At 67.4% G+C, this 26058-nt stretch carries 22 protein-coding genes; 4 read left to right on the top strand and 18 right to left on the bottom strand.

Annotated features, from left to right (window positions below; genetic code table 11):
- Positions 1 to 24: 24 nt before the first annotated feature.
- From CYJ10_RS25680 to CYJ10_RS25650, 7 genes are all read right to left on the bottom strand, one after another.
- Positions 25 to 1626, bottom strand: coding sequence for an EAL domain-containing protein (locus tag CYJ10_RS25680; RefSeq protein ID WP_101684264.1), 1602 nt, complete (start codon positions 1624 to 1626; stop codon positions 25 to 27).
- 112 nt (positions 1627 to 1738) lie between these two features.
- A complete protein-coding gene (locus tag CYJ10_RS25675; protein WP_101684263.1) occupies positions 1739 to 2605 on the bottom strand; it encodes a tetratricopeptide repeat protein in 867 nt (288 codons plus the stop codon).
- A gap of 16 nt (positions 2606 to 2621) precedes the next feature.
- On the bottom strand, positions 2622 to 3536 hold the full coding sequence (gene ku, locus CYJ10_RS25670) for a non-homologous end joining protein Ku (protein ID WP_101684262.1): 915 nt from the start codon (positions 3534 to 3536) through the stop codon (positions 2622 to 2624).
- Between the two features lie 166 nt (positions 3537 to 3702).
- Positions 3703 to 4392 (bottom strand): LrgB family protein, encoded by a 690-nt coding sequence (locus CYJ10_RS25665; RefSeq protein WP_101684261.1) that lies wholly within the window; start codon positions 4390 to 4392, stop codon positions 3703 to 3705.
- 4 nt (positions 4393 to 4396) lie between these two features.
- On the bottom strand, positions 4397 to 4762 hold the full coding sequence (locus CYJ10_RS25660) for a CidA/LrgA family protein (protein WP_257993533.1): 366 nt from the start codon (positions 4760 to 4762) through the stop codon (positions 4397 to 4399).
- 213 nt (positions 4763 to 4975) lie between these two features.
- Positions 4976 to 5908: a LysR family transcriptional regulator gene (locus CYJ10_RS25655; protein ID WP_101684259.1), complete on the bottom strand. Its 933-nt coding sequence runs from the start codon at positions 5906 to 5908 to the stop codon at positions 4976 to 4978.
- The gene (locus CYJ10_RS25650; RefSeq protein WP_101684258.1) at positions 5905 to 6948 is read right to left on the bottom strand and encodes an AraC family transcriptional regulator; all 1044 of its coding nucleotides are present in this window, start codon (positions 6946 to 6948) and stop codon (positions 5905 to 5907) included. The genes CYJ10_RS25655 and CYJ10_RS25650 overlap by 4 nt, the downstream gene beginning before the upstream one ends.
- A 177-nt stretch (positions 6949 to 7125) precedes the next feature.
- Between CYJ10_RS25650 and CYJ10_RS25645 the strand changes: the two genes are divergently transcribed.
- Complete coding sequence (locus tag CYJ10_RS25645; RefSeq protein WP_101684257.1) at positions 7126 to 7668, top strand: carboxymuconolactone decarboxylase family protein; 543 nt, start codon at positions 7126 to 7128, stop codon at positions 7666 to 7668.
- A gap of 30 nt (positions 7669 to 7698) precedes the next feature.
- Here the strand turns inward: CYJ10_RS25645 and CYJ10_RS25640 are convergent, their stop codons facing one another.
- Both CYJ10_RS25640 and CYJ10_RS25635 read right to left on the bottom strand, forming a co-directional pair.
- Complete coding sequence (locus tag CYJ10_RS25640; protein WP_146002121.1) at positions 7699 to 8913, bottom strand: BamA/TamA family outer membrane protein; 1215 nt, start codon at positions 8911 to 8913, stop codon at positions 7699 to 7701.
- Positions 8910 to 9305 carry a hypothetical protein gene (locus CYJ10_RS25635; RefSeq protein WP_257993530.1) on the bottom strand — a complete coding sequence of 132 codons (396 nt, stop codon included), beginning with the start codon at positions 9303 to 9305 and terminating at the stop codon, positions 8910 to 8912. Before CYJ10_RS25635 ends, CYJ10_RS25640 begins: the two co-directional genes overlap by 4 nt.
- Before the next feature lie 512 nt (positions 9306 to 9817).
- Here CYJ10_RS25635 and CYJ10_RS25630 point away from each other — a divergent pair.
- Complete coding sequence (locus tag CYJ10_RS25630) at positions 9818 to 10258, top strand: MarR family winged helix-turn-helix transcriptional regulator (RefSeq protein WP_101684255.1); 441 nt, start codon at positions 9818 to 9820, stop codon at positions 10256 to 10258.
- 83 nt (positions 10259 to 10341) lie between these two features.
- Here CYJ10_RS25630 and CYJ10_RS25625 read toward each other — a convergent pair whose 3' ends face one another.
- The 8 genes from CYJ10_RS25625 to CYJ10_RS25590 form a co-directional block, all read right to left on the bottom strand.
- The gene (locus CYJ10_RS25625) at positions 10342 to 12195 is read right to left on the bottom strand and encodes a flavin monoamine oxidase family protein (RefSeq protein WP_101684254.1); all 1854 of its coding nucleotides are present in this window, start codon (positions 12193 to 12195) and stop codon (positions 10342 to 10344) included.
- Between the two features lie 4 nt (positions 12196 to 12199).
- A complete protein-coding gene (locus CYJ10_RS25620; protein ID WP_257993532.1) occupies positions 12200 to 13456 on the bottom strand; it encodes a c-type cytochrome in 1257 nt (418 codons plus the stop codon).
- 61 nt (positions 13457 to 13517) lie between these two features.
- The gene (locus CYJ10_RS25615; RefSeq protein WP_101684252.1) at positions 13518 to 15062 is read right to left on the bottom strand and encodes a glycine betaine ABC transporter substrate-binding protein; all 1545 of its coding nucleotides are present in this window, start codon (positions 15060 to 15062) and stop codon (positions 13518 to 13520) included.
- 190 nt (positions 15063 to 15252) lie between these two features.
- On the bottom strand, positions 15253 to 15600 hold the full coding sequence (locus tag CYJ10_RS25610; RefSeq protein WP_101684274.1) for a cupin domain-containing protein: 348 nt from the start codon (positions 15598 to 15600) through the stop codon (positions 15253 to 15255).
- A gap of 28 nt (positions 15601 to 15628) precedes the next feature.
- Positions 15629 to 19105 carry an FtsK/SpoIIIE family DNA translocase gene (locus tag CYJ10_RS25605; RefSeq protein ID WP_101684251.1) on the bottom strand — a complete coding sequence of 1159 codons (3477 nt, stop codon included), beginning with the start codon at positions 19103 to 19105 and terminating at the stop codon, positions 15629 to 15631.
- Between the two features lie 98 nt (positions 19106 to 19203).
- Complete coding sequence (locus CYJ10_RS25600) at positions 19204 to 19806, bottom strand: DUF4136 domain-containing protein (protein ID WP_257993529.1); 603 nt, start codon at positions 19804 to 19806, stop codon at positions 19204 to 19206.
- 62 nt (positions 19807 to 19868) lie between these two features.
- On the bottom strand, positions 19869 to 20282 hold the full coding sequence (locus CYJ10_RS25595) for a DoxX family protein (protein ID WP_101684250.1): 414 nt from the start codon (positions 20280 to 20282) through the stop codon (positions 19869 to 19871).
- 112 nt (positions 20283 to 20394) lie between these two features.
- Entirely contained in the window at positions 20395 to 21393 is a 999-nt protein-coding gene (locus CYJ10_RS25590) for a LysR substrate-binding domain-containing protein (protein WP_101684272.1), read from the bottom strand.
- 114 nt (positions 21394 to 21507) lie between these two features.
- On the opposite strand from CYJ10_RS25590, the gene CYJ10_RS25585 reads away from it, so the two are divergent.
- Both CYJ10_RS25585 and egtB read left to right on the top strand, forming a co-directional pair.
- Complete coding sequence (locus tag CYJ10_RS25585) at positions 21508 to 22128, top strand: FMN-dependent NADH-azoreductase (RefSeq protein ID WP_101684249.1); 621 nt, start codon at positions 21508 to 21510, stop codon at positions 22126 to 22128.
- Between the two features lie 283 nt (positions 22129 to 22411).
- The gene (gene egtB / locus CYJ10_RS25580) at positions 22412 to 23707 is read left to right on the top strand and encodes an ergothioneine biosynthesis protein EgtB (RefSeq protein WP_101684248.1); all 1296 of its coding nucleotides are present in this window, start codon (positions 22412 to 22414) and stop codon (positions 23705 to 23707) included.
- A gap of 228 nt (positions 23708 to 23935) precedes the next feature.
- Here egtB and prpR read toward each other — a convergent pair whose 3' ends face one another.
- Positions 23936 to 25876 (bottom strand): propionate catabolism operon regulatory protein PrpR, encoded by a 1941-nt coding sequence (gene prpR / locus CYJ10_RS25575; protein WP_374703311.1) that lies wholly within the window; start codon positions 25874 to 25876, stop codon positions 23936 to 23938.
- Between the last annotated feature and the right edge of the window lie 182 nt (positions 25877 to 26058).

Raw genomic sequence — 26058 nt, 5'->3', positions numbered from 1 at the left:
AAGGACGCCCCCGGCATGCCTCCCCTACACCGCTTCCGTTTCGCTGACGTCGTCACGTTCGTTGACCCAGATGCCGCGGCGCGCCAGGATGCTGGCCGGCGCGGCGGGCCGCTGATAGAGGTAGCCCTGCGCCCAGTCCACGCCGGCTTCGACGATCAGCGCGTGCTGTGCCTCGGTCTCGATCCCCTCGGCAATCACCACCAGATGAAAGTGATGCGCCATGCTGACGATGCTGCGCAGCAGCGCCTGCGCATTGGCGTCCACATCCTGCGTGAACTGGCGGTCGATCTTCAGGTAGTCGAACGGAAAGCTCTTGATCAGGTCCAGGTTGCTGTTGCGGGTGCCGAAGTCGTCCACGGCCAGGCGGATGCCGGCCTGGTGAAGCCGGTCGAACGCATCGCGCGTGGCGCCGCTATCCGCCAGCAGGTGGCGCTCGGTGATTTCCAGCACCAGCCCCGAACCGTCCGGCATGGCGCGCTGCAGGGTATCCAGATCACCCAGGAAGGTACGCCGCCGCAGGCTTAGCGGCGCCGCGTTGACCGCCACGTGCAGCGGCGCCGACGGACCATAGCGGTTGATGTCCTCCACCACGCGGCGCAGCACGAAATGCGTGATGTCGTCGATCAGCGGCGTCGACTCCACCGTCTCGATATACGACCCCGGCGGAATGCTGCCCCAGCGCGGATGCTGCCAGCGCAGCAGCGCCTCGGCCCCGATCCACTGCCGCGCGTGCACCTCGACGATCGGCTGGTACACCAGATGGAATTCGCCACGCTTCAGCGCCTGCCGCACGGCTTGCAACAGCAGCCGGCGCGGCGCGGCCACCAGCAGGAACACCGCCACCACCAGCAGCCCGGCCAGCAGGCCGATGGCGCCGTACAGCAGGTCGTACTTGCGGTGCATCGCCGTGACATACTCGAACGATGCCATCACGTTGACCTGGAGCGGCCACGCCTTCGACAGCGTGGCCATGCCGCCGGCCATGGCGACTGGCGCAGGCAGATATGTCCCATCGTGATAGATCGACGCCTGGCCCACCGTCAGCACGACTTCCGACGCGCCGAACCCCAACCCGTGCGACAGCGCGTCGGTGACATAACGTCCCTCGATCAGCAGGAAGCTGCCCCGGTCGGGCTGGCCCGGCTGCGGCAGGAACATCGCCAGCGCCGGCGCGTACTCGCGGAACGGCGTGCCCTGCACGAGCATCAGCCGATGGGCCACGCCCGGCTGCGGATCGGCAAAGTAGTAGCTCAGCGACACATTGACCGGGCCACGCGTGCCCGAGCAATAGATGACGCCCCGCTCGACCAGGGCGGCAGTGCGGATGTAGGGAATGAAGCTGTGCGAGGTGGCAAGCGCCCGGTTGGCTGCCGCGCACGGCTTGCCCGCCAGCGGTGCCACGTACTGGTGGCCTTGCGCCTCGACGGTCTCCACCACGCGTTCCAGGGTAGCCACGATCTCGGCGCCGATGCTGGCCTCGCGCTGCGTCACGAGGTGATCGGCATGCTGCCGGCCAAGCCAGACCGCCACCGCCACAAAGCACAGGCAGGTACATAGCCACCCCAGCAGCGTCAGCGGCGACACGTGCCAGCCGCCAAAGCGCTCCTGCCAGAATTTCAAAGCCAAGGTCCCCTCGTAGTTATCGTGTGCCCGATTCCGCCGATTGTGGGGCGGATGGGCGTGTGAATGCTGTCAGCGGCGCGCCTACACGGAGGATGTGACCACGGCAGTGTGCCGGCTAGACCACCGGCTCGAGCTTACGGTACTGGTTGTAGTGCCGGATAGCCCGATGCGGGTCGCCGAGCGCCTCGTGCAGTCGCGCGGCGTTGTAATGGGCGTCGGCAAAATCGGGGGCCAGTTCGATGCAGGCGTGATAGCTTTCCAGCGCCTCACGCCTGGCACCGGCATCCTCGAGTGCCACGCCAAGATTGAAATGGATTAACGGTTGATATGGCAGATAACTTAGCGCCGAGCGGTACTCGGCAGCCGCTTCGGCCAGCCGGCCCTGGTCGCAGAGCAGGCATCCCAGGTTGAGCCACGCATCGAGGTAGTCAGGCGCCTGCGCCACGGCATGGCGGTACGCGGCCTCGGCATCACCCGGCGCCACGCGCTCCAGCGCCACGCCACGCTCGAACCAATCCGACGGGCCGATTTCGTCCTGTGCCGGAGGCGGTCCCTGGCGCCCCTCCCGCCCCTGCTCTGTAGTGCGGCGGCGCATTTCCACGACCTCGGCGCCGCCGGTCCGCTGGTGGTCGGCGTCGTCCAGGTCCAGCACGAACTGGCCGGATTCCACGTGCCAGCGGCCGCGTCGGTCCTGCACGGCGACATCGCCACCCACCGCCGTCACGCGCAGGCCGGTGGGTGGCCGGCCTTCCTCACCCAGCCCCTGCAGGTGCCGCAGCGACCGCGTGACATGGCGCGTCGGCACGCCCGCCTCGCGCAGCGATTGCGCCGTGCGCAGCAGCACCACATCCTGGAAGCTGAACCGGTATTCCTGGCGCGCCCCGCGTCGGGGCGAGATCACGCCGGCCGTCATCAACGCCGTGATGACGCTGCGCGAGATGCCCAGCAGGGCCTGCACGTCGCGCATCGAATAGGCTTGCATCGCCGCCCCAGGCGCCCTACTTGCGCGCTGCGCGCTTCGGCGCTTCGGCCGGAGCCGCCGTGGCCCGCCGGGCCGTCTTGCGCGCCGGGGCCTCGGGGGCCGCCGCCTTGACTGCGGCGGCCTTGCCGGCCGTCTTCGCTGCCGGCTGGCGCTTGTTGTTGCCGATGCTCTTGCGCAGCGCCTCCATCAGGTCGATCACCTCGCCACCGGCCGGCGCCGGTGTTTCGGCCGCCACCGTGATCTTCTTGCCGGCGATCTTCTTGTCGATCTGCTCCAGGATGCGCTGTTTTTCCTCGTCCACATAGGCGCTGGCGTCGTAGCCGTCCACCGCGTTCTGCTCGATCAGTTGCTGGGCCAGCTTGAGTTCGGCAGGCGCCACGTCGGTGCGCTCCACGTGCAGGTCGGACATGTCGCGCACTTCGTCGGCATAGAGCAGTTGCTGCAGGATCAGGCCGTCTTCGCCCACGCGGATCTGCACCATGTACTGCTTGCCCTTCCAGGCCCACTTGGCCAGCGCGCAGGTGCCGGTTTCGCGCATGGCCTCGGCCAGCAGGTTGTACGGCTTGCCGCCGCGCTTGTCCGGGCCCAGGTAATAGGCCTTGTCGTAGTAGATCGGGTCGATGGCGCCTACCGGCATGAACGACACGATGTCGATGGTCTGCTCGGCGGCATCCTCAAGCGCCTTCAGCTCGTCGGGCGTAAAGGTCACATAGCGGTCCTTCTCGAATTCGTAGCCCTTGACCATGTCGGCGCGGTCCACCACCACGTCTTCCTTCAGGCAGATGTACTGCTGCCGCAGCCGCGACCCGCAGCCCTTGTGCAGCATGTTGAAGCTGATGGCCGACTTGCTTTCAGTGGCCGAATAGACCTTCACGGGGATGGAAACCAGCCCGAAGCTGATCGATAGCGAAGCGATGGAACGTGCGGCCATGGCGACATCCTCCCGCAAGAAGGCACAGGTCATCGTCCAGCCAGTCTAGTCCGCGAGACACGGAGCCTGCCAGTCAGCACGGCCGGTGTGCGGTGTCAGACGCGTCCTACGCCGCTGCCTGCCGCGGCGTGGCTACCTGTCGCCGTCTGTCGCTATCCCACCGATGTCAGCCGACCACGGCCGTGATCCATCCGGTCAGCGCCGGACCGGCGATCACCATCAGCACCCCGGCCAGCACCATGGTCAGGCTGGCCACCACGCCTTCCTCGGTGTGACGCTGGCGAGCCCGCGCGGTGCCGAAGCCATGCGCGGCCGCGCCCAGCGAGGCGCCCTGCGCCACCGGCGAGCGCAGCCTGAGCAGCGCCAGCACGGCGTCGCCCACGAGCATGCCCACCAGCCCCGTCATGACGGTGAACAGCGATACCAGATCGGCCGATCCGCCGGTATGCGACACCACGGCGACCGCGAACGGCGTGGATACCGATCGGGCCATCAGGCTGCGCGACACCTCGTTGCTGAAGTGGAATGCTTCGGCCAGCAGACGTGCGCTGACCATCGCCACGAGCATGCCAGCCACCACCCCCAGCGCCAGCGCCAGCCAGTGGCGCCGCACGATGCCGCGGTGTTCGTAGATCGGCACGGCGAAGGCGATCGTGGCGGGCCCCAGCAGCCAGACCATCCAGCGCGTGTCGGCCACGTAGGCCGCGTACGGAATGTCGGCCATCAGCAGCACGGCGATGGACAGCAACGGCACGACGATGGCTGGCGAGTACCAGATTCTGGGGTTCCGGCGATACAGCGGCTTGATGGCGAAATAGAGCGCGAGGGTCCAGGCCAGGCAGAGGAACGACATCATGGCGTCAGGCCTCGTCGGGCTGCCCACGCAGCCGCCGGATTGTCCGTTCGAGGCGGCAGCCCGCATGCACGGCCAGCGCGGTGGCGGCCATGACCAGGATCGTGCCCACCGCGACGGCGATGGTCAGTTGCACGCCCTCCGAACGGAACAGCGGCAGGTAGTTGACCACGGCCACCACGCACGGGATGAAGAACAGCACCAGTTCGCCCAGCAGCCAGTCGGCGCCGTCCTTGACCCAGCCCACGTCGGCCTTGCCGGACAGCAGCAGGCCCAGCACTGCCAGCAGCCCGACCACACCGGGCGACATCGACCAGCCCAGCGTGCGGGTCAGCCAGTCGGCGGCGAACCAGATCGACAGCAAGCCGGCCACCTGCGCGGCTGTGCGCAGCAGGCGGCGGAGAGAACCGGATGGGGACGGCGAGGAAACGTCGCCAGGGGTGGCGGAGGCAGCAGCGGGGGCGACAGGCACGGTGGAACGACCAGTGATGAAAACGCCACCATTATTCGCCCGGTTTCCGCACAACGACAGGCCTAAAATCCGCATCGGTTGTGCATAAATGCACAACCGGCGCCCTGCTCCCACTCACTCGCCGGTCATGAACAGCGAGACGCTGGCATCGACCTGCTCGGCAATGAAGTTGGCCACGGCGCGGACGTGGGCCGCCTTCCAGTGATCCTCGTGGACATGCATGTGGAAGGTGCGGGTCACCTCCACCTGATCTGGCAGCACGGGCACCAGCTGCGGAAACGCCGCCGCGACATAGGCCGGAATGATGCACAGGCACTGCCCCGCCAGCGTCGCGTGTACCTGGGTCAGCAGGTTGGTGCTGCGCACGCGGGCGTGGTAATCGACGCCGGTGGCGCCGGCAAAGCTCAGTTCCGGCGAAAACAGGTGTTCCTCCACGTAGCCGACGAACGGATGCGCCAGCAGGTCCTGCTTCGTATGGATCTTCGCGGCCCGCTTCAGGTACGACTTTGCGCCGTAGACGTACATCCGGTAGTCGGTCAGGCGGCGCGACGCCACGCGCAGGTGATCGGCACCCGAAAGGCCGATGGCGATATCGGCCTCGCGCCGGGTCAGGCTGAACAGGCGCGCGGCGGCAAAGATCTCCACCTCCAGCCGGGGATGCTGGGCCGTCAGCGTATGGATGCGCGGCGCCAGGAACATGCTGCCGAAGCCGTCAGGCGCGCCCACCCGCACGATGCCGGCGATATCCTGCTCGCCCGCCGCAGCCGCCTTCGATGCCAGCAGCGCGCTCTCGATGGCCTCCGCCGTGGCCAGCAGCCGTTCGCCGGCAGCCGTCAGCGCGTAGCCGACATGGCTCTTGTGGAACAACCGCGTGTTCAGCACCCGCTCCAGCGCCTGGATGTGCCGCGCGACGGTGGTGTGCTCGGTGCCAAGCTGCGCGGCGGCGGCCGACAACGTGCCGCCGCGTGCCACGGCCAGGAAGTAGCGATAGTCGTCCCAGTTGTCGCCGGCCCGGCCGGACGTTCTTGTGGTGCCGCCGGTGCTCATGCGGCATCCCCCGACAACTGGGCCGTCGCGCGTGCGCTGCGAAGTTCGCGTTGCTGGCGGCGATAGGCGCCCGGGCCCACGCCGTAATGCTGGGTGAATACCCGGCCGAACGCGGCCTGCGATGCGTAGCCGCACTGTTCGGCCACCGCCGCCGCCGACAGGCCGTCCCGCCGCAGCAGCCGAGCGGCGCGCTCCATGCGCAGCGTGGTCACCAGTTCCAGCGGCGTGATGCCAAGCTGGGCAAAGCGCCGGGCCAGCGTGGCCCGCGACATGTTGCAGACTTCCGCCAGGCTATCGACGGTCCACGGCCGCTCTGGATGGCGGACGACGGCGTCCACCGCCCGTGCCATGCGCGCGTCGGCCATCAGCGCCATCACGCCGTGCGATACCGCGCCCTGCGCAATCAGCGTGCGCAGCAGCACCGTGAACAGCGCGGTGGACAGGTCAGCGATGATCGCCGCGCTGCCGGGCGCCGGCGCGTCGGCCTCCACGTGCATCATGCCGATCAACCCACGCAGCCAGCCCAGGCCGGCATCGCCGTTGCCGCCGGTCTTGACGCACAGCATCTCGGGCAGCGCGCGCAGCAGCACGCCGGCCGAACTGCCGAGCACGAAGGTGCCGCAGAGGATGTCGAGCGGCTCGGCCGCGCCCGGCACCGTGACCTCGGTCACCACGCCGTTGAAATGGCGCGATTCCGATCCGGGTTCAGCGGACGAATCGGGGGACGAATCGGGGTGAGAATCGGGGTGCGAATCGGGGGACGAAACCGGGCGGGCATCCGCCGCGCGGGTCCTGCCACCGTGCACGCCAGACAGCGTATGCGCCGCGCCGTGCGGGAACAGCAGCACATCGCCCGCCGCCACGCGCACCGGCTCGGCACCCATCGACACATCGGCCTGGCCATCCAGGATGGCGTGATACGGCACGTGCCCTGGCGCGGCCTGCGCGTTGTGGGCGGACCAGGCGCCGGCCACCCGGCAATGCAGGTCGACGGTGCCGGATGGCGCCAGCAGGCGCACCAGTTCGCTAAGGCTGTCCATGGGGATGTTGGGGGCCGTGAGACGATCAAGCAAAAAGTTGAGTGGATTCTAATCCATCCGGATCGCAGCCGCACCTACCATTGAGTCCAAGGCAGCGCTGCAACCCAGCCGGATGCAAGGCAGATGCGGCGCCCGAACCCTGAATCGATACCCAACCAAGTCTCAAGGAGCCACATCATGACCACCCGCCTGCATACGATCGCCGCCCAGGACGCCACGGGCCAGACCGCCGAACTGTTCGGCGCCATTCGCAAGGCTGTCGGCAAGGTGCCGAACGCCTACGCCACCATCGGCAGCAACGCGCCGGCCGTGCTGGCCCAGGCGCTGCAGACCAACGCCGTGCTGAAGCAAGGCAGCCTGTCTGCCAAGGAACTGGAAGCGATCAACCTCTCGGTCAGCGAACACAGCGGTTGTGATTATTGTCTGGCCGCCCATACGCTGACCGCCACGAAGATGGCCGGTTTCAGCGTGGAGCAGACGCAGCAGTTGCGGCGGGGCAGATTTCCGGAAGACGCGAAGATCGATGCGCTGACGCGCTTCGCCGTGGAACTGGTGGGCACCAGCGGCACCGTGCCGGCGGCCAGCGTGGAAGCGGTGCGCGCAGCCGGCTACACGGATGCGCAGGTCGTCGAGGCCATCCAGGCCATCAGCGCGATCCTGTTCACCAATATGATCAACCGCGTCAACGACACCACGCTGGACTTCCCGGCCGTGGTCTGACGCGATAACGCCTGAACGGAACGGCAGCGCCTAGTGCCAGGCGCTGCCCACCTGCAGGTAGAACGCGTTCTGGTTCTTGCTGTGGGCCACGTCGATCCCCATCGACAGCCCCAGCTTGCGCGCGATCATGTAGCGGAACCCACCGCCGACGCTGACAACCGTAGAGGCGTCCGAGAAATCGTTCCAGCGGCCGTAGGCCTTGCCCATGCCCGAAAACGCCAGCACCGACCAGCGCGGCGTCACGTCCCAGCGCAGCTCGGCCTCGGCCACCAGCGCGTTGCGGTCCTGGTAGCGGCCCTTCTGCACGCCGCGCAGGTCCACGTACGGCTGCGCGTAGAACGGCACGTCTCCGGACGAAAACTTGGTGTCGCCCCGCAGCCCCAGAATCCACGTGCGCGCCAGCGGCAGCCACGTGAAGCCGCGCGCATTGAACATGTTGAAGTCCTGCGTACTGCCCAGGCCGCCACGCGCGAACTGGGCCTCGAATTCCGCGTAGCTGCCCTTGTTCGGGAAGAAGATGTTGTCGCGCGAATCGTAGTCGACGACCAGGCCGCCCTTGCCGATGCGCTGGCTCTTGTCCACGGGCGCCAGTTCATTGGCCGAAGCGCCAAACTTGAAGGTGGCCGTGGTATCCGCATAGACGTAGCGCGGCCCGATATACCAATGGGAATCGGCGACGCGGAACAGCACCTGCTGCACCACCGCAAAGCCATCCAGCGAATAGGTGCGCGGCTGGTTCTGCAGGCCGAAGTATTCAAGGTTGGCGTTGACCTTGCCGATCGCGCCCAGATAGCGGATGCGGTCCCCGCCCCATGTGTGGAAATGCGCGGCGCCGGCCGCCCAGGTGCCGTTTTCGGTGTAGGCCCCGCCGACGGCCGTGATATTGGGCGGCGCCGGCCCCTTGCCCGACGCCCGGGCCTCGGCCGCGGCATCCGCCATCGACTCCGAAAAGAATGCCAGCGCCAGCCCGAAGCCGTAGCCCACGGCCGGCTCGGTGATGATCGTCGGCACCGGCAACGCGCCCTTGTGGTGAAGCAGGAAGTCGCTCATGTCGAACATCCCGTCCTGGGGGTCGAATAGCGACAGCTTCGGCTTGGGTGCGGTGGCCTTGTCGGCCGGCGCCGATGCTGGCGCCGGCGCCGCGGCTTCGCCAGCGGGCGGCTCGGGCTCGGCACGTACCGGTGCCGGCGCGCCGCCCAGCCACGCCGATGCCATCACCGCGAGCACTGCCCAGGTGCGTTTCATTTGCCGAAGGTCATGTTCAGACCGGCGAATATCGTCCATTGCGGAACGCCGCTGCCCTCATGCAGCACGGAATACTGCGGCTCGATAAACGCGTTGAAGATGGTGTGACCGTCTTTCCACGCCTTGCCCGCGCCCAGGCCGACCGGCACGTAGTACGTGCCATGCTGCAGATCGAAGGTCCAGGTGCCCGTGGACCGCACATACCAACCGTGCGGCAGGTTGAAGATCATGAACGGCTGGGCCGTCAGCGACTGCACGTCGGGCCGGCTGCTCTGCCCGGCAAACGAATGCTGCCACTGCACCAGCATGCCCAGCAGCCGCGCCGGCGTGGGGTCCACCACCACCGCCGCCACCCCGGCCTGCCGCGATGCAGAGACCGCCGACCACCTCACCTACGAATTTTTGTAGTGATTTTCGTGCGGGTTTTCGTCCGGGGTTTCGTGCAACTGGCACTCGCATTGGGTGAACTCCAAAGCATCGTTCGACATGGGCCTGTGTGACATATCAAGCCCCTGCCGGGCAATGTACCGGAGTGCCCCACCAGATGCGCACCGCGCCGTGATGAACTTTCTCGCATCCCGCCTTAAGTACTTTCGCAGGGTAACGCCGTGATATTGCAGGCGAAAGCATTACTGGCGTCACACATTGACATAATGTCGAGTCATTCGATAACCCGTACGGGGGATTATCCAATTTCCTCCAATTGCATCAGTGAAAATCTCTCCGGTACAGTTTCACGCATTTCATTTCATCTAATTCGAGACACAATAAAATTGAATTCCCATTCCTCATCGGTTTTGCCAGACTACGCTCCGACGAATGCCAGCAACACAGCATTCGCTCGGGGCGTGGATCGGTTGCTGACCGATCAACTTTCGATCAGTGCAACGCAAAGGAAACCGTCGTGAAGCACTACACACCTGACAATTTCCAACTGACGCAAAGCATTGGCTTCCATCTGAACAAGGCGCGCAACAGCCTTCTGATGGAAATGGACTCGGCGCTGCGCCCGCTGGACATCAATGGCCAACAGATGGGTATTCTGCTTTCACTCACCCGGGGGATGGCCAGTACCCCGTTCGAGATCAGCAAGCTCCTCGGCATCGATAGCGGCCTGATGACCCGCATGCTGGACAAACTCGAAGAAAAGGGCCTGCTCGAACGCAGCCGCAGCATTGACGACCGCCGCGTGGTGAATTTGACCCTGACCGCGAAAGGCCGGAGTATCGCCTCGGAAATCCCGACTATTGCACCAGAGGTATTGAATCAGCGCCTGCAGGGATTTACTGTTGAGGAGTTCGAGGAATTTCGCCGGCTGCTCTACAAGTTCGTCAATGGCGGCTGAATCCGCCGGTCAGCAGTACCTGCAGGCGAATACCGCGCGCGCGACTTGAGGCCGGCCAGGTGCCAGCAACCCGCTGCCACCGGTCAACTGTCGGCCCGCAGCGACGACACCGCGCGCAGCGCCTGGTCGATGGCAGCGGTGACCGAAGGACTTCCGGCCACATCGGCGCCAGCAATACGGACGTTGCCAACGCCCAGCCCAGCCTGCTCCAGCGCGCCTTGCAGGCCCGCGTCGTCTGGCACCAGCGTGGAAGGCATGTAGCTGTAGCCGTGCGCCCAGCGGTTGACGGTGATACCGCGGATATCGCGTCCCGATTGAAAGCCACCCGGCGCCAGCATGCGATCCAGCTGCGCGCGGATATCCCGTTCCAGCACATCGAAGGGCGTGCCCAGCAGGAACGCCCGTCCCGCCCGGAAGCGCTCGCGCGCCTGCATGCCGCTGTCGGGCACCGTCGGCACATACAGCATGTGCAGCACCACCGGATCGTCCCGCCCGCCCGCCGTGGGCTCCAGCCAGAGATCGGAATACGCCATGGTCGGCGCATGGACGCGCCACGCCTTCAACGCGTCGAATGCGCGCCAGTTGTCGAGCGCCACCTTCGTGTAGACCAGCGGCGCCTTGACGTCCGCGCGCAGCGCTGCCTTGGCCGGCGCCGGCAGGGTCGGCACGATGAACGGCACCATCATGCCGTACCCGGCCACGATCACGTGCTGCGCCTCCACCCGTTGCAGGTTGCCCTGCCAGCCGTAGGTCACGCGCGTGATGCGCACATCGGGCTCGACCGCGATCGCGGTGCTGTTCAGCCGGATGCGCACGGCGCTGCCGTCCTGGTCGAGCTTGCCGTAGTCAAAGCGGCTGGTTCCCGCAACACCGCCGACCGGCGACACATTGGGCACCAGTTGCGCCACCAGCGCACGGGCCAGCGTGGCGTTGCCATCTGCAAACCACTGGCGCGATGCCGGCGACTTGCCCAGCCTGGCATCCACACTCGGGTCGGGCATGCCAGCCCCGGCCGGCAGCCCGATGGCGATGGCCTGCGCCACCGTGATGCCATCCGCATCGAGCGCGTAGGCGTCCTGGCTGCGACTGCGCAAGAACCGTAGTCCGGCCAGCCCCAGCCCAGCCTTGTCGCGCAAGAACGCTGCGTAGCGGGTGGACTGCAGATACCCGCGCCGGGTCTCGGCGGGCATGCCCGCCAGAAAATCGGTGGATCCCTGCGCCAGCCGCGCCAGCGCATCGCGGTCGGCGGCCGGCAATGGCGCTTTCGCCAGAAAACCGCGCAGTATGTCGATCTGATCGGCCGCGTTGGTCGATGCAGCCGCGCCACGCAGGCGTGCATCGACGATGGCCGCATACGGATCGCCGGCCAGCCATTGATCGCGGCCGAAATGCCCGGCATCGAAGAACACGGCTCGCCCCAGGCCGCGGCGCTCATAGTCTTCACCGGGCAAGGCCCGCGCCTGTGCGGTAGGCGCCAGCCCCAACCCGGCCAGCAAGCTACGCACGGCGGCGTTGTCGTTGGCCGAAGGCGGCATTTCCGCGCTGCCACCGTACGTGACCAGCGTGCGGCCACGCACGGTGAACTCGTTACGCTTGGCATGGCCGCCGAAGTCGTCGTGATTGTCGAGGATCAGGATGCGCCGCTTGGCGCCGAATCGGCGCTGATAGAACCACGCCGCCGCCAGGCCGCTGATGCCCCCGCCCACCACGACCAGGTCATACGCTTCCTTGGCCAGCACGCCCGGATAGGTGGCGCCTTCGCGCGCCAGGCTGTGCGCCAGCGTATAGGTGCCGGCATGGTTGCCGCGCAGCCCCGTCAACGCGGGCGGGTAGCTGCCCGTGGCCGCCCCGGGGGCCGCCAGCAGCTGCCCGGGCGCCAGGCCCGCCGCCACGGTCAGGGCGGTGCCGTTCAGAAAGTCTCTGCGGGTAATGGTCATGGCGTCATGGGGTTTCAGGGGTGCGCACGCCCATTGCGCGGCGTCGCTCGGCCACGGCTTCCTGGGTCACCGGCGCGGCGCGATTGCCCCAGCTGCCCCGGATGAACGTCAGCAGATTGGCCAGTTCCTGGTCTTCCAGGGTCCAGCCGTAGCCGGGCATGTGGTAATCGGTGGGCGCCGTGTCGACGCGTGCCGTCACGGCGCCATCGAGCAGCAGGTTGACCAGCGATGCCGGATTCGGATCGACGACGGTCGGATTGCCGGCCAGCGGCGGAAACACGCGCGCAAAGCCCTTGCCGGTGCTTTGGTGGCAAGGCATGCAGAACGTGGCGTACTGGCGCGCGCCTGGCGTATCGAAGCGGCCTTGATCGAGCTGCTGCTGCGCCGACGCGTCGTAGCGGAACGGCTGCGTCTCGCCCCGGGCGCCGGCGATCGACTTCAGATAGGTGGCCACGGCGTCAAGATCGGTGGCGCTCATGAACTGCGTGGACGTGGCGATGACCGTCGACATGGGCCCGAACGACGTGGCGTGGGCATTGCGGCCCGTGTGCAGGTACTCCGCCAGGTCTGCTTTCGACCACGCGCCAAGGCCGGTCAACGTGTCGCCGGTGAGATTGGTGGCCGACCAGCCCTCGACGGTCGCGCCGGACAGAAAGTGGCGGCTGCGTTCGTCGATGCCCTTTTCGCCATACAGCATGCCGCGCGGCGTATGGCAGGCGCCGCAATGGGCCACGGCCTGCACGATGTAGGCGCCGCGCTGCCACGCCTGGCCCTGTTTTGCGTCGGCACGCACCGGCTCGCCAGGCAGGTTCAGCCAGTTCCAAGGCACCAGCAGCCAGCGCTGGCTGTAGGGCCACCGCAGTGTTGTCTCCCGATTGGCCTGGCGCACGGGCTTCACGTCGCTGCGCATCCAGGCGTAGAGGGCAGCCACGTCGTCGCGCGTCATCTTCGCGTACGACGTATAGGGCATGGCCGGATACAGCCGCTTGCCGCCGCGCGCCTGGCCGTGGCGCACGGCACGATCGAAATCGTCGAGCGAATAGCGCCCGAGCCCGGTGTCGGCATCGGGCGTGATGTTGGTCGAGTACACCGTGCCGACGCCGGTCTGCAGCGCCAGGCCGCCGGCCATGGGCGCGCCCCCTTCGGCCGTGTGGCACGCCACGCAGTTGGCGATGCGGGCCAGATAGCGCCCGCGCGCAATCTGGTCAGCCGGCGCTGGCGGGGCGCCAAATACCACGCCAGCCATCGGTGCCAGGGCCATCGCCAGCAGCCAGTATCGGCATATCTTCAATCCACGCATGGGCATCACAGATCGGTTGGCCTCAGGACAAGCGCCGCCGGCGCGTCCACCATTCCACGCCGCCGAACGCGCCCTGTACCAGCAGCGCCAGTAGCGCGGCCGGGATGGCGCCCGCCAGCAGCAGTGTCGAATCATTGAGCGCAAGGCCGGTGACGATGCGCTCGCCATAGCCGCCAGCCCCCACGAAGGCGGCAATCGTGGCCGTGCCGACGCTGATGATGGCGGCGGTCTTTACCCCGGCCAGCACCACCGGCATGGCCAGCGGAATTTCCACGTGGCGCAGCACCTGCATCGGCCGGAACCCAAGCGCCCGCGCGGCATCGCGCATGCCTTGGGAAATTCCCTGCAGGCCCGTGCAGGCATTGCGCACGATAGGCAGCAGCGCGTACAGGAACAGCGCGATCATCGCCGGCCAGACCCCGATCTGCCCGAGCAGCGGAATCAGCATGGCCAGCAGCGCCAGCGACGGCACCGTCTGCAGCATGCCCACCAGTGCCAGCAGCACCTGACCAAGCCGGCGCCGGCGCGCCGCCACGATACCCAGGGGCACTCCCAAGAGCGTGGCCGCGCCCACCGCGCCGCCCACCAGCGCCAGGTGGCGCAGCGTCAGCCGCCACGTATCGGCACCGGTCAGCACGTCGATCAGCCGCCGGCCGCTGCCGCTGGCTGCGCCGCCAGCCGCCGCACTCGCCGCGCCCGCCGTACTTGCCGAGCTTGCCGCACCGGCCGGCCGCCCCGCAAGAAACCGCCGCGCGATGGCGGCGAACGATTCCCTGCCGATCTCCGCCGCCGCGTTCATGTCGATCATGTCGGTCACCGTGATCCGACCTGCCAGTTGCTGCAACGCCTGCCAGGCGGCCGGAAAGCGCTGCGGCACGTCCAGCCGATAGACGATCACGGCCGCGTAGCCGGGAAACACGTGCAGGTTGTCTTCCAGCACCCGCAGATGGAATTTGTGGATCTTGGCGTCGGTCGAGTAGATGTCGGTGCCGTCGATCTGGCCGTCGCGCAGGGCCTCGTAGGCAATGCCGTGATCGATGCCGACCGGCTTCTGCGGCAGGCCATAGGCCCGTACCAGTGCCGGCCAGCCATCGGCACGCCCCAGGAATTCGTGCGACAGGCCCAACCGCATGGTCGGCTGACGCGCCAGGTCGGCCAGCGTACGCAGGCTGCCCGCGCGGGCGTCGGCTACCGCGATGGCGTAGGTATTCTCGAATCCCAGCGGAATGGCCGCGCCCAGCCCCATTGGCGCCAGTGCGGCGTTGATCTGTTCCAGTGTGGCGTGGCCGGGCAGCTTCAGCACCTCGCTGGCCAGCGTGCCGGTGTAGTCGGGATACGCATCGATATTGCCGGCCTTGAGCGCCTCGAACACGATGGCGGTATTGCCAAGGCCCGGCAGGTGGCGCGCGCCGGCATGGGCGGCAGCGGCCTGGGTCAGGATTTCGCCAAGGATGAACGACTCGGTGAAGCGCTTGGAGCCAATGCGCAGGGTGTCGGGCTGGGCAGCGTGGGCGGCCGGGCCGAACAGGCAGGCAAGCGAGAACCAGACGACGAGCAGCCGGGGCATGGGGGACAAGCCGGAGTCTCCGGGGGATTTGTCCCGACATCATAAAGCCATACGAGGGCCATACAAGCTGTCGCTGATTTGCGCCCCTCTCCCACGTCGGAGAGAGGTGCCGGGGGGCCGGCACGCGGTTCAAACGGCACAACCCGGCAAGCAGCGTCTCGAACCCCATCCCGCGTGCGGGAACGGGAAGCTACGTGGCTTCGGGCGTCACGTGGATGGCCAGCCAGACCGTGGGCTGCGCCGCGTCGGTCCAGGCCACGCGATGGCGGCACCGGGCGGGCAGCTGGAGCCAGTCTCCCGCGCCCAGCATGTGGGTGGTGCCATCGTCGATTTCCACCTTGGCGCTGCCGGTGATCACCAGCACCCACTCGTCGTCGGCGCTGTCGTACCAGAAATCCGGCGGGCTGGCCTGGCCGTTCGAGACGATCCGCTCGATGCGGACCCGGCCCGTGGCCTGCCAGGACAGCAGGTCCGTAAAGACCTCGCCATCGGCGTGGACCGGAATGTCGTGCAGCAGGTTGCCCTGGATGGCGCGCATGGCGATGACCTCTTCCGGCGTGTGCCGTTCAGTCGCCCGGGCCGCCGGGCGCAATGACCTCGCGGGTGCCGTTGCGGCCCATCGGCGACACCAGTCCGGCGGCTTCCATCTGCTCGATCAGGCGCGCCGCACGGTTGTAGCCGATGCGCAATTGCCGCTGCACGGCCGAGATCGACGCCCGGCGCGACGTCAGCACGAATTGCGCGGCCTCGTCGTAGAGCGGGTCCGCCTCGCCATCGCTGCCGCCTTCGCCGAACAGGTCGGCAGCGCCTTCCGGCGCATCGCCGGCCAGGATGGCTTCGTCATAGTCCGGCTCGCCGAACTGCTTCCAGTGCTCCACCACGCGGTGCACTTCCTCGTCCGCCACGAAGGCGCCATGCACGCGCTGCGGATACCCGGTGCCCGGTGGCAGGAACAGCATGTCGCCCTGCCCCAGCAGGCTTTCGGCGCCCATCTGGTCCAGGATGGTGCGCGAGTCGATCTTGGACGACACCTGGAATGCCACGCGCGTGGGGATGTTCGCCTTGATCAGGCCCGTGATCACGTCCACCGACGGCCGCTGCGTGGCCAGGATCAGGTGGATGCCCGCCGCGCGCGCCTTCTGTGCCAGGCGGGCGATCAGTTCCTCGATCTTCTTGCCCGCCACCATCATCAGGTCGGCCAGTTCGTCGATCACCACCACGATCAGCGGCAGCGTGGACAGCGGCTCCGGCGCGTCGGGGGTCAGCGAGAACGGATTCGGCACCTTCTGTTCGGCGGCTTCGGCCGCGCGGATCTTCTGGTTGTAGCCGGCCAGATTGCGCACGCCCAGCGCCGACATCAGCCGGTAGCGCTTTTCCATCTCGCCCACGCACCAGTTCAGCGCGTGCGCAGCCTGCTTCATGTCGGTCACCACCGGCGCCAGCAGGTGCGGAATGCCCTCGTAGACCGACAGTTCCAGCATCTTCGGGTCGATCATGATCAGGCGCACGTCTTCCGGCGTGGCCTTGTAGAGCATCGACAGGATCATGGCGTTGACCGCCACCGACTTGCCCGAGCCGGTCGTGCCGGCCACCAGCAGGTGCGGCGCACGGGCCAGGTCCGTCACCACGGGGTTGCCCGTGATGTCCTTGCCCATCGCCAGCACCAGCTTCGATGCATGGGCATCGAACGCGCTGCCGCTGACGATCTCGGACAACCGGATCATCTCGCGCTTCGCATTGGGCAGTTCCAGCCCCATGCAGGTCTTGCCCGGGATGGTCTCGACCACGCGGATCGACGTCACGCCCAGCGCACGCGCCAGGTCTTTCATCAGCCCCACCACCTGCGCGCCGCGCACGCCGACGGCCGGATCGACCTCGAAACGGGTAATGACCGGACCGGCACTGGCACCCACCACCGACACCGGCACCTTGAATTCGGCCAGCCGCTGTGCGATCAGTTCGCTGGTCTGCTGCAGGCGCTCTTCCGAAATCTGCTCGGCGCTCTCGCCGGCCGCTGCGGCGGCTTCCAGCAGATCGGTACCCGGCAGGCGGTAGTCGACCGCCACGCGGGGGGCCGGAGGCGTCGGAAGCGGCGCAGGCGCCACTACAAATGCCGCCTTAGCGGCAACGGGCGCTGCCGGGGCAAGCGCCACGGTATTGCCGACCACGGCCGGCAGCACGATGCGCGGCTTTGGCGTGGGCTGGACGAAGGCGTTTGCATCCTCCACCGGCGCGGGCTCTTCCGTCATGGCGACGCCGGCCGCTGGCACCGGATCGGTTGCCTCGATAGGTGCCGTGGCGTCGATGTCGGCCAGCGGATCGGCGGCGGCGTTTGCTGCCACCAGGGTTTCAGCGGTCCATTCGATGTCGGCGTCCGCCTCGGCTTCGGCCTCAGCCTCCGAGATCGACGCGGCGACGGCGGCATCGATGGCTTCCGATGCCGACGGCACCGGGGCTTCCGGCGCTACGGATGGCAGCGCGAAGGTCTCGGCTGTCTCGACGGACAAAGCCGGCGCGATCCGTTCGACGGGCTCGGGGGAATCGATGGTCGACACGGCGTCGAACATCGCTGCAGCCGGATCGGCTTCGGCTTCGGCTTCGGCTTCGACTTCGACTTCGACGGTCTGGTCGACCGTGACGGCCGCCACAGCCTCCACAGCCTCAACGGCCGCCATCGGCGCGACGGCTTGCTGGATCGGCGCCGGGTCTACCACCGTCTCCAGCGGTTCGGCGTCCGCCGGCACTGGGACAGCGGGCGCCTCGATCGGCTTGCCTGCCAGCGCGCGCAGTTCGGCCAGCAGCGTCATCGCTTCATCGCGAATCGACGCCAGCGTGACCGGCTCGTCTGCCTGCGCGGGGGTGGCGGAATCGTCCGCCACGTCGGCGGCAGCGGCGATCATGGCGATGTCGGCCGCGATCTCGGCGGCGCGCGAGACAGCTTGCGTGTCCGTCAGCGAATCGGCCAGCGAATCGGGCAGCGTGTTGGTCAGCGTGTTGGTCAGCGAATCGGGCAGCGTGTTGGCCGCCGAATCGGTCACGGGCGGGGCTTCGACAACGGCCACATCCGAGTCGGCCTGTGCCGCCACGGCCGCAGCGCCGCTTGCCGCCACCGCTGCGGACTTTGCCATCGCATCAGGCAACGTCGTGATGGCCGAACGCAGGCCCAACTGCGGGTTGCGGAACGGGCTGCTGACCACGGTGGCCTGCGGCGCGGCGGGCTTGGCTTCGGGCCGGGGTTGCGGCTTCGGCTGCGGCTTCGGTTGCGTGGGCTTCGCGGGTGGCGTGGCCGCTTCGGGCCTGGACGCCGGACGGGCCGCTTCGGCCACCGGCTCGCTCTTCACGGCGCCGGGCGCGCCAGCCTGATGCAGCCAGATCTCGCCCGGTTGCGGGGGCGACTGGCGCGTGCGCGGCGGCGGTTGCCAGGCCGGCTGGCGGCGTGCGGATACGGCTTCGATACCCTTGTGGCGCGGCGCCTGCCGGCTCTGCCCCGGCATCGACGTCGTTTCCCAGCGGTCGGTGCCATCGCGCGACGCGGCCTGCGAGGGCGCAGCCTCGGCGCGCGTATCGTTTCGGAAATCGTTTCGGAAATCGTTGCGGAAATCGGAGCGCGAGTCCGTGCGGAAATCGGAGCGCGTTTCCACGCGCGATTCGGTGCGAGCGGGCGCCGGAGCCGGCGCCTCGTCGGCTTCCGCACGCGGGCGGCGCAGCAGGAACAGGCTGCGCCAGGTTTCGCCAAACACCATCGGCGCGGCCAGCCCCAGCACGGCCAGCATCATCAGCAGCGCGCCGGTCCAGCCCAGCATGCCGGACACCGTACCAGCCAGCGCATGCCCCAAGGCGCCACCGGCCGTGGCGCCTTCGCCCTCGCCGCCAGTCAGCGCTTCCAGCGTGGCACTGGCGCCCAGCACCAGCGCCGTACCCATCCATATACGCAGCGAGCCACGGCCGAACAGGCGGCGATCGCCGGCAAGCACACGGCCTACCGTTCGCCAGACAAGCGGCAACAGCCAGAAGGTCGACAATCCGAACCAGCCCAGACCCATTTTAGATATGACACGTTCAAAACCACGGGCAGCGATTGTAGCGGGTCTGGCTGGGCGGGACGGGGCCGGCGCGGAAAAACTTACGACTTTGCCACGCCTTATTGACTCGGCGCCCCGATGCCGGCACGGAATGGATACTTCGCGAAGATCAGCCCCACCACCTGCTCGATCATCAGCTGGCTGGTCTGCCGCTCCGGCTCGCTGGCATCGCCCTGGGCCACCCCTTCCCATACGAGCTGGTTCTTTCTGGCGTCGACCAGATCGATGTTCAGGGTGCCCTCGGTATACGTATAGGTATCGCTGTAGAAGCCGTAGCCAGGCCACGGCGCATAGAGGCCGCCCCGGTAGGCGTAGTAGCCCATATAGCCCGGCGGCGGCATCGGCGCCGGGTTGCTGACGATCTTCTGCTGGAACTGCATGTTGAAGTTGACCAGCAGGTCGGGCTGGCGCGGCGCATATTCATAGCCACGCGCCGTCATCTCCTTCGTCACCGCATCCTTCAGATACTGCGTTGTCAGGCTTTCATAGCCCTGCCGGTCCGTGCCCAGGCGCGGCAGGAAGGCAAAGGTGCGGTACTGGGAAAAATCGGTGCTGTGGTTGTAGTCGGTACGGATATCGGGGCCGGTGGCGCAACCTGCCAGCGCAGCGGCCAGCGCCGCGCCGAGGGCAGCCGGTACGCGAGACATCATCAGGCCTGCCATGGCAGTCTCCCTGGGTTCCGCCGGGTCGAGCGTTCCGGCTTGCTAGTTCGGGCTAGTTCTTGCTAGTTCCACTTGCCGTCGACACCGCCCACGCTCAGCCGGCCTGCCCCCAGCAGGGCCACGACCAGCGCCGCCGCCAGGTACATCCCCTGCAGTTCGAGCGCCCAGCCGCCCGTGGGGGCCATCTCGCCCAGTTGCTTTGCATGGACCAGCGCGAACGCAAACAGCATGTTGAGAACGACGATGACGCCGGCCAGGCGCGTCCAGAGCCCGATGATCAGCAGGATGGGCGCAACGATCTCGCCGATATAGACGCCGTAGGCCAGCGCGGCCGGCAGGCCGGCTTGCGTCACCACCTGCGTGACAAAGCCCGGGCCGGCCATCAGCTTCGAGATGCCGTGCAACAGGATGAGCACGCCCAGCACGATACGGAGAATGGCCTTGCCCAGATCCTGCGTTCCTTGCGTGCGACCCATCGCGGTGGCTCCTTGCAGTTTGATGCAGGCGCATGTGACCTGCACAACTACCTTAGATCGTGCCAGCGTGAAGGTAAAGGCGCAGCGTCGCCGTGCATGCGCCGGCGTCGATTCAATCCGCGTCTGCCTTCTGCGCGCCAGATCGCGCGGGGGGTGGCTCGGTGGGCGGCGCAGCATGCATCGGCACGCCGGCCGTCATCATCATGCCGACCTTGCGCGCGTGTTCCGGCAGGACTTCGGCCAGGAAATCGAGGAAACGGCGCAGCGCCGGCGTAACGCCCTGCCGGGACGGAAACACCGCGTGCAGCACGCCCATCGGCAGGTCCCACTGGGGCAGCACCACTTCGAGGTCGCCGCGCTCGATATCGTCGCGGCAGTACATGCGCGGCAGCATGGCCACGCCCACGCCGGCAATCGCCGCCTCGCGCAGGATCGCGAACTCGTCGGAAACCAGGCGCGGATCGTAGCCAATATTGACGGGCTCGCCGGCCTTGTCGAACAGCGTCCAGACATGGCGCCCTTCGTGCGGTTTCTGCCCCACCCCCGGCATGCCTTCCAGCGCCTGCGGCGTGCGCGGCCGGCCGATGCTGTCCAGCAGCGCGGGGCTGGCCACGAGCTTCAGGTCGCTCTTGCCAAAGGTACGCACCGCCAGGCTGGAATCGTCGAGCACATTGCGCACGCGCAGGGCCAGGTCATAGCCCTCCCCGATCACGTCGACCCGGCGGTTGGTGGCTTCGATCTCCAGTTGGATACCGGGGTTGGCGCGCATGAAATGGCCGATATTGGGTGCCAGCAGGATCTGCACGATCGCCACGGGACAACTGACCCGCAGGCAGCCGCCCGGCTGTTCGCGCGACTGTTCGATCACTTCACGCGCGGCTTCGGCGGCCTGGAGCATGTCGCGGCAATGCGCATAGTAGGACTCACCGAGTGGCGTTACGCGCACCTGACGCGTGGTCCGGCGCAGCAGCTGCACACCCAGGTCGCGCTCCAGTTGCGCGATACGGCGGGACAGGCGCGACTTGGGCACCCCCGTGGCGCGGCTGGCGGCGGAAAAACTGCCGTGCTGCACCACCTGGGCAAACAGCGACAAATCGTTGAGATCCTGCATGGTCAGCGCTCCGTTGCATCCATAGAACAATCATTTGCATTTTGCCTCACTACCGGCATCAATGGCCAGCCTATATCTTTCAGCCATCCCAACCGAACTTAGTGGAGCCAGACAATGAACATCCTGAAGATCGATTCGAGCGTACTGGGCGACAACTCCGTCTCGCGCAACCTGACCGCCGGCATCGTGGCGGACCTCGTCGCCAAGAACCCCAGCGCCAAGGTCACCGTGCGCGACCTGGACCGCGAAGCCCCTGCCCACCTCGGCAACCATCTGCTGCCCGTGCTGGGCGGCCCGAAGGACGGACTGAATGCCGCCCAGCAGGCCGAACTGGACATCACCGAGGCATACCTGGCCGAATTCATGGCCGCCGACGTGCTCGTGATTGGCGCACCGCAATACAACTTCGGCATCCCGAGCCAGCTCAAGGCCTGGATCGACCGCATCGCACAAGCCGGCCGCACGTTCCGCTACACCGAGAACGGTCCGGAAGGCCTGGCCAAGGGCAAGAAGGCCATCGTGGTGTCGTCGCGCGGCGGCGTGCGCCAGGACGGCGCGGCGCTGGATCTGCATGAAGTGACCGTCGACGTGGTGCTGCGCTTCCTGGGCATTACCGATATCTCGTTTGTCCGCGCCCACGGCCTGGCCATGGGTCCGGAAGCCCGCGAGGCCGGCCTGACCACGGCCAAGACCGAAATCGCCGCCCTGAACGACGCGCTGCGCGCTGCCGCCTGAGCCGGCTGACGGTTTCCAGCTGGTTTTCGACTGGAGCCGTATCCCCGCCTCCGTGAAGCACCCGGTGCCGCTCCCCTTGGCGCCGGTTGCTGCCTGAGACAGGTATCCCCAAACCGGGATACCTGTCTTTTTTTTGCGCCCCGGCCTGCGCACGTGGACTGTAGGCATTGGCCTACATGGATCGTGGAAGTCACCCGGCTCGCCCCCCGGCGAGGATGGGTCTATGATGATTCGACTTTCTGGACAACCTGCCAGAACCTGCGTCCGCCATCCGGGAGCCTGCATGACCGCCGCCTCAGCCCTGCTGCCTGCCAACGCCAGTCATCCTCCGCACGAACCCGCGCTGCTGAGCCAGTATCGCCATGTGCGCGCCGCGACCGAGGCGCTGGTGGCTGACCTGTCCGATGCTGACGCCACCGTGCAGTCGATGGACGACGCCAGCCCCGCCAAATGGCATCTGGCCCATACGACATGGTTCTTCGAGGAGTTCGTGCTCGGCGCGCGCATTCCCGACTACGAGCCGGTGGACCCGCAGTATCGCTACCTGTTCAATTCCTATTACGAAGCGGTTGGCGCGCGCCATCCCCGGCCACGGCGCGGGCTGCTGACGCGGCCGTCGCTGGACGAGGTGCTGGCCTACCGCGAGGCCGTGGACGACAGCATGTTCACGCTGCTGATGTCCGCCCAGACCGACGACGAAGCCGCGCTGATCACGCTGGGCCTGCATCACGAACAGCAGCACCAGGAACTGCTGCTGACCGACATCCTGCACCTGTTCGCCCAGAATCCGCTGCGGCCAGCCTACGCGCCCGCCATGACGGTGCCGGTCGTGGCCGACCCGCGCCCCGCGCCCGACTGGATCGCGCTGCCGGGCGGCATCGTTACGATCGGCCATGGCGACGACGGCTTTGCGTTCGACTGCGAAACGCCGCGCCACCAGACGCTCCTGCAGCCGTACGTGCTGTGCTCGCACCCGGTGAGCAACCGCCAGTGGTTCGAGTTCATCGAGGACGGCGGCTACCAGACCGCCGGACTGTGGCTGTCCGATGGCTGGCGCTGGGTCTGCGACCACCGCATCGAGGCACCGCTGTACTGGGAAGATCGCGAGGGTACCTGGTGGCATATGACGCTGCGCGGCATGCAGCCCGTGGACCCGGAAAGCCCGGTCACCCATGTGAGCTTCTTTGAAGCCGACGCCTTCGCACGCTGGGCCGAGCGCCGCCTGCCCACCGAGGCCGAATGGGAACACGCGGCCCGCAACCTGGCGGCGACCGGCAATTTCATCGAAGGCCGCTCACTGCGGCCGCTGCCGGACCGCCAGAACACATCGAACGTCCTGCGGCAGATGTTCGGCGATGTCTGGGAGTGGACGGCCAGCGCCTTCCTGCCCTATCCGGGCTTCCGGCCAAGCGCCGGCGCCGTGGGCGAGTACAACGGCAAGTTCATGAGCAGCCAGATGGTGTTGCGTGGCGGGTCGTGCGTCACCCCCGAATCGCATATCCGCGCCACCTACCGCAACTTCTTCTACCCGCACCAGCGCTGGCAGTTCACGGGTGTCCGGCTGGCGGATGACGTTTGAGGGCTGGCGAGCCGTCAAGCTTGTTCGCCGCATTTTCTGCGGCGAATAAAGGCGCCAATCGCCGCGACGCCGTGTATCGCGCGTCGACCACCCCATCCGGCGCCATATCGAATCCTTTTTCGTCACTTCTTGTCCGTCTTCTGGCAGCGCTTTTCGGCCGGTACGGCCACGGTTGTCTGGCAAGACATCTTGGCCGTTAATTGCGTTAATAAGCAAACCAGACGTCCTTCACCCTTCCCGCAACCGCCGCCAGAGCGTGGTGGCGCTGATGCCCAGTTGCGCGCAGGCGGCGGCGCGGTTGCCGCCGCATTCCGCCAGCACGCGGCGGATATGTTCGGCCTGGCTCGCCTTGGCCACACCCGCCAGCGACTGGACACCTGCCGCGCCCAATACCCCTGCTCCACCTGGTTCGGGAGCTTCCGTGGCGGGGGGCTGCAGGACGGCCATGTCGTGTCCGGAGAACAGTTCCGGGACGGCGGCCTGCAGTTCGCGCTGCAGGGCGGCGGGGGCGAGGTCCGTTCCGGCGACGAGCACGGCGATGCGTTCTGTCACGTTTTCCAGTTCGCGGATATTGCCCGGCCAGATATAGCGGGCCAGTCGGGCGCGCACCAGATCGGGCAACAGCTGCGGCGTGTCGATACCGAGCCGCTCCTGGGCACGTCGGTACAGCAGCGCGGCCAGCGCCGGCAGGTCGGCGGCGCGATCGCGCAGCGGCGGCATTTCGATCCGCAGGATATTGAGCCGGTAGTACAGGTCCTGGCGGAAGGTTCCTTCGCGCACCAGTGCGGCCAGGTCGCGGTGCGTGGCGGCGATCACGCGTACGTTGACCGGCACCGCTTCGAGGCCGCCAATCGGCAGCACCTGTTTTTCCTGCAGCACGCGCAGCAGTCGTGTTTGCAGGGCCGGCGGCATGTCGCCCACCTCGTCCAGGAACAGCGTGCCGTTGTGGGCTGACTCGAACAGGCCTGCCTTGCCGCCGCGCCGCGCCCCGGTGAACGCCCCCTCTTCGTAGCCGAACAGTTCGGATTCAAGCAGGGCCTCGGGAAACGCCGCGCAGTTGACCGCGACAAACGGGAACGCGCGACGCGGGCTGGCATCGTGCATGCCCTGCGCCAGCACCTCCTTGCCGGTGCCGCTTTCCCCGCTGACCAGCACGGTCGAATCGACCACCGCATAGCGCCGCGCCAACGCCCGCAGGTCGCTCATGGCGGGGGAATCGCCGGCCAGATCGTCCAGGCTGTAGCGCACGCCCGCCGCCCGGGCCCGCGTGCGCGAGCGCAGGTTACGGTCGGCACGATGAATCGCGTTGGCGTCCTGGATCGTCAGCACCGCGCCGGACGAACCGGCCTCGCCGACGATCGGAATCCGGTTCACCACCACCATCCGGTCGCCCAGCCGATGGATCGCTTCGAGTTCGCGCGCGCCGCTCTGCATCACGCCGTCGAGCGACAGGCCGGGCGCCAGCGTGGACAGCTTGCGCCCTACGGCCGCGCCGGCGGGCGTACCCAGGAAGCGCTCCATCGCCGGATTGAACGCCTGGACGCGCCCTTCGGCGTCCACGGCCGCCACCCCTTCGTTCAGATGGGCCAGGATGGCATTGACGTAGTCGCGCCGCGTGGATTCGATACGGCGCAGCCGCGCGGCCTCGATCGCATCTTCCAGCGCCAGCCGCACTGCGTTGCCCGAATACAGGAACACGCCCATCAGCCCGTACTTGTCGGCCAGGTCGGTCACCATGCCGGGCCCCACCACCACGCGGATGCCCTCTTCCTTCAGCGCGCGCACGCGCGCCGTGGCGTCGTCTTCGGTCAGGTAGGTGTAGCGGGGAATATCGAGCCCGAAGGCGCCCACGAACTCGTCCACCTCGGCGTACGTGGACGCATGCGTGACCAGCGCCACCTTGGGCGATATGCGCCGCGCCGTGGCCAGCGCGCTCATGACGTCGAAGCCGGTGACCTTGACCAGCACTACCGGCACGTCCACGTGCTGGCGCAGATAGGCGCCGTTGGAGCCCCCGGCCACCACCACATCGACGCGGTTCTCGCGCGCTTCGCGGTTGATGGCACTGGCCGCCGACTCGAACGCCCGCCCGACGATGCGAAATTCCGCGCGGGCGGCGTAAGCCGGAATCAGGTCGGCGAAGGCACGCGACAGCCGGCTGATCCCCATCGCCCAGATGCGTGGGCGGGCGCCGGGAACGGCCGGGGAAGCCGGATTGAGCGGAATCGGGGTGGGTAGCGACGACATGGCAGCGAGACACGGTGGAACGACCTGCCGATTGTGCGCGCATGCCCCGTGCATTTCAACTTTGAAATGCAAACCGTGCACACCTGAAATTCACGCCAACGGAT

Source organism: Cupriavidus pauculus (assembly GCF_002858765.1).
In the GTDB taxonomy this organism is placed as follows: Bacteria; Pseudomonadota; Gammaproteobacteria; order Burkholderiales; family Burkholderiaceae; genus Cupriavidus; species Cupriavidus pauculus_B.
The sequence above is the reverse complement of the archived record's forward strand: the minus strand, read 5'-3'. Positions and strand labels throughout refer to the sequence as shown.

Excerpts from the sequence above, each read along its gene's own strand:
- ku (WP_101684262.1), bottom strand. The coding sequence starts at position 3,536 with ATGGCCGCACGTTCCATCGCTTCGCTATCGATCAGCTTCGGGCTGGTT.
- CYJ10_RS25615 (WP_101684252.1), bottom strand. The coding sequence starts at position 15,062 with ATGCCCCGGCTGCTCGTCGTCTGGTTCTCGCTTGCCTGCCTGTTCGGC.
- CYJ10_RS25620 (WP_257993532.1), bottom strand. The coding sequence starts at position 13,456 with ATGGCCCTGGCACCGATGGCTGGCGTGGTATTTGGCGCCCCGCCAGCG.
- CYJ10_RS25640 (WP_146002121.1), bottom strand. The coding sequence starts at position 8,913 with ATGAAACGCACCTGGGCAGTGCTCGCGGTGATGGCATCGGCGTGGCTG.
- CYJ10_RS25655 (WP_101684259.1), bottom strand. The coding sequence starts at position 5,908 with ATGAGCACCGGCGGCACCACAAGAACGTCCGGCCGGGCCGGCGACAAC.
- CYJ10_RS25610 (WP_101684274.1), bottom strand. The coding sequence starts at position 15,600 with ATGCGCGCCATCCAGGGCAACCTGCTGCACGACATTCCGGTCCACGCC.
- CYJ10_RS25665 (WP_101684261.1), bottom strand. The coding sequence starts at position 4,392 with ATGATGTCGTTCCTCTGCCTGGCCTGGACCCTCGCGCTCTATTTCGCC.
- CYJ10_RS25605 (WP_101684251.1), bottom strand. The coding sequence starts at position 19,105 with ATGGGTCTGGGCTGGTTCGGATTGTCGACCTTCTGGCTGTTGCCGCTT.
- CYJ10_RS25595 (WP_101684250.1), bottom strand. The coding sequence starts at position 20,282 with ATGGGTCGCACGCAAGGAACGCAGGATCTGGGCAAGGCCATTCTCCGT.
- CYJ10_RS25650 (WP_101684258.1), bottom strand. The coding sequence starts at position 6,948 with ATGGACAGCCTTAGCGAACTGGTGCGCCTGCTGGCGCCATCCGGCACC.
- CYJ10_RS25590 (WP_101684272.1), bottom strand. The coding sequence starts at position 21,393 with ATGCAGGATCTCAACGATTTGTCGCTGTTTGCCCAGGTGGTGCAGCAC.
- egtB (WP_101684248.1), top strand. The coding sequence starts at position 22,412 with ATGACCGCCGCCTCAGCCCTGCTGCCTGCCAACGCCAGTCATCCTCCG.
- CYJ10_RS25600 (WP_257993529.1), bottom strand. The coding sequence starts at position 19,806 with ATGGCAGGCCTGATGATGTCTCGCGTACCGGCTGCCCTCGGCGCGGCG.
- prpR (WP_374703311.1), bottom strand. The coding sequence starts at position 25,876 with ATGGGGATCAGCCGGCTGTCGCGTGCCTTCGCCGACCTGATTCCGGCT.
- CYJ10_RS25625 (WP_101684254.1), bottom strand. The coding sequence starts at position 12,195 with ATGACCATTACCCGCAGAGACTTTCTGAACGGCACCGCCCTGACCGTG.
- CYJ10_RS25585 (WP_101684249.1), top strand. The coding sequence starts at position 21,508 with ATGAACATCCTGAAGATCGATTCGAGCGTACTGGGCGACAACTCCGTC.
- CYJ10_RS25675 (WP_101684263.1), bottom strand. The coding sequence starts at position 2,605 with ATGCAAGCCTATTCGATGCGCGACGTGCAGGCCCTGCTGGGCATCTCG.
- CYJ10_RS25645 (WP_101684257.1), top strand. The coding sequence starts at position 7,126 with ATGACCACCCGCCTGCATACGATCGCCGCCCAGGACGCCACGGGCCAG.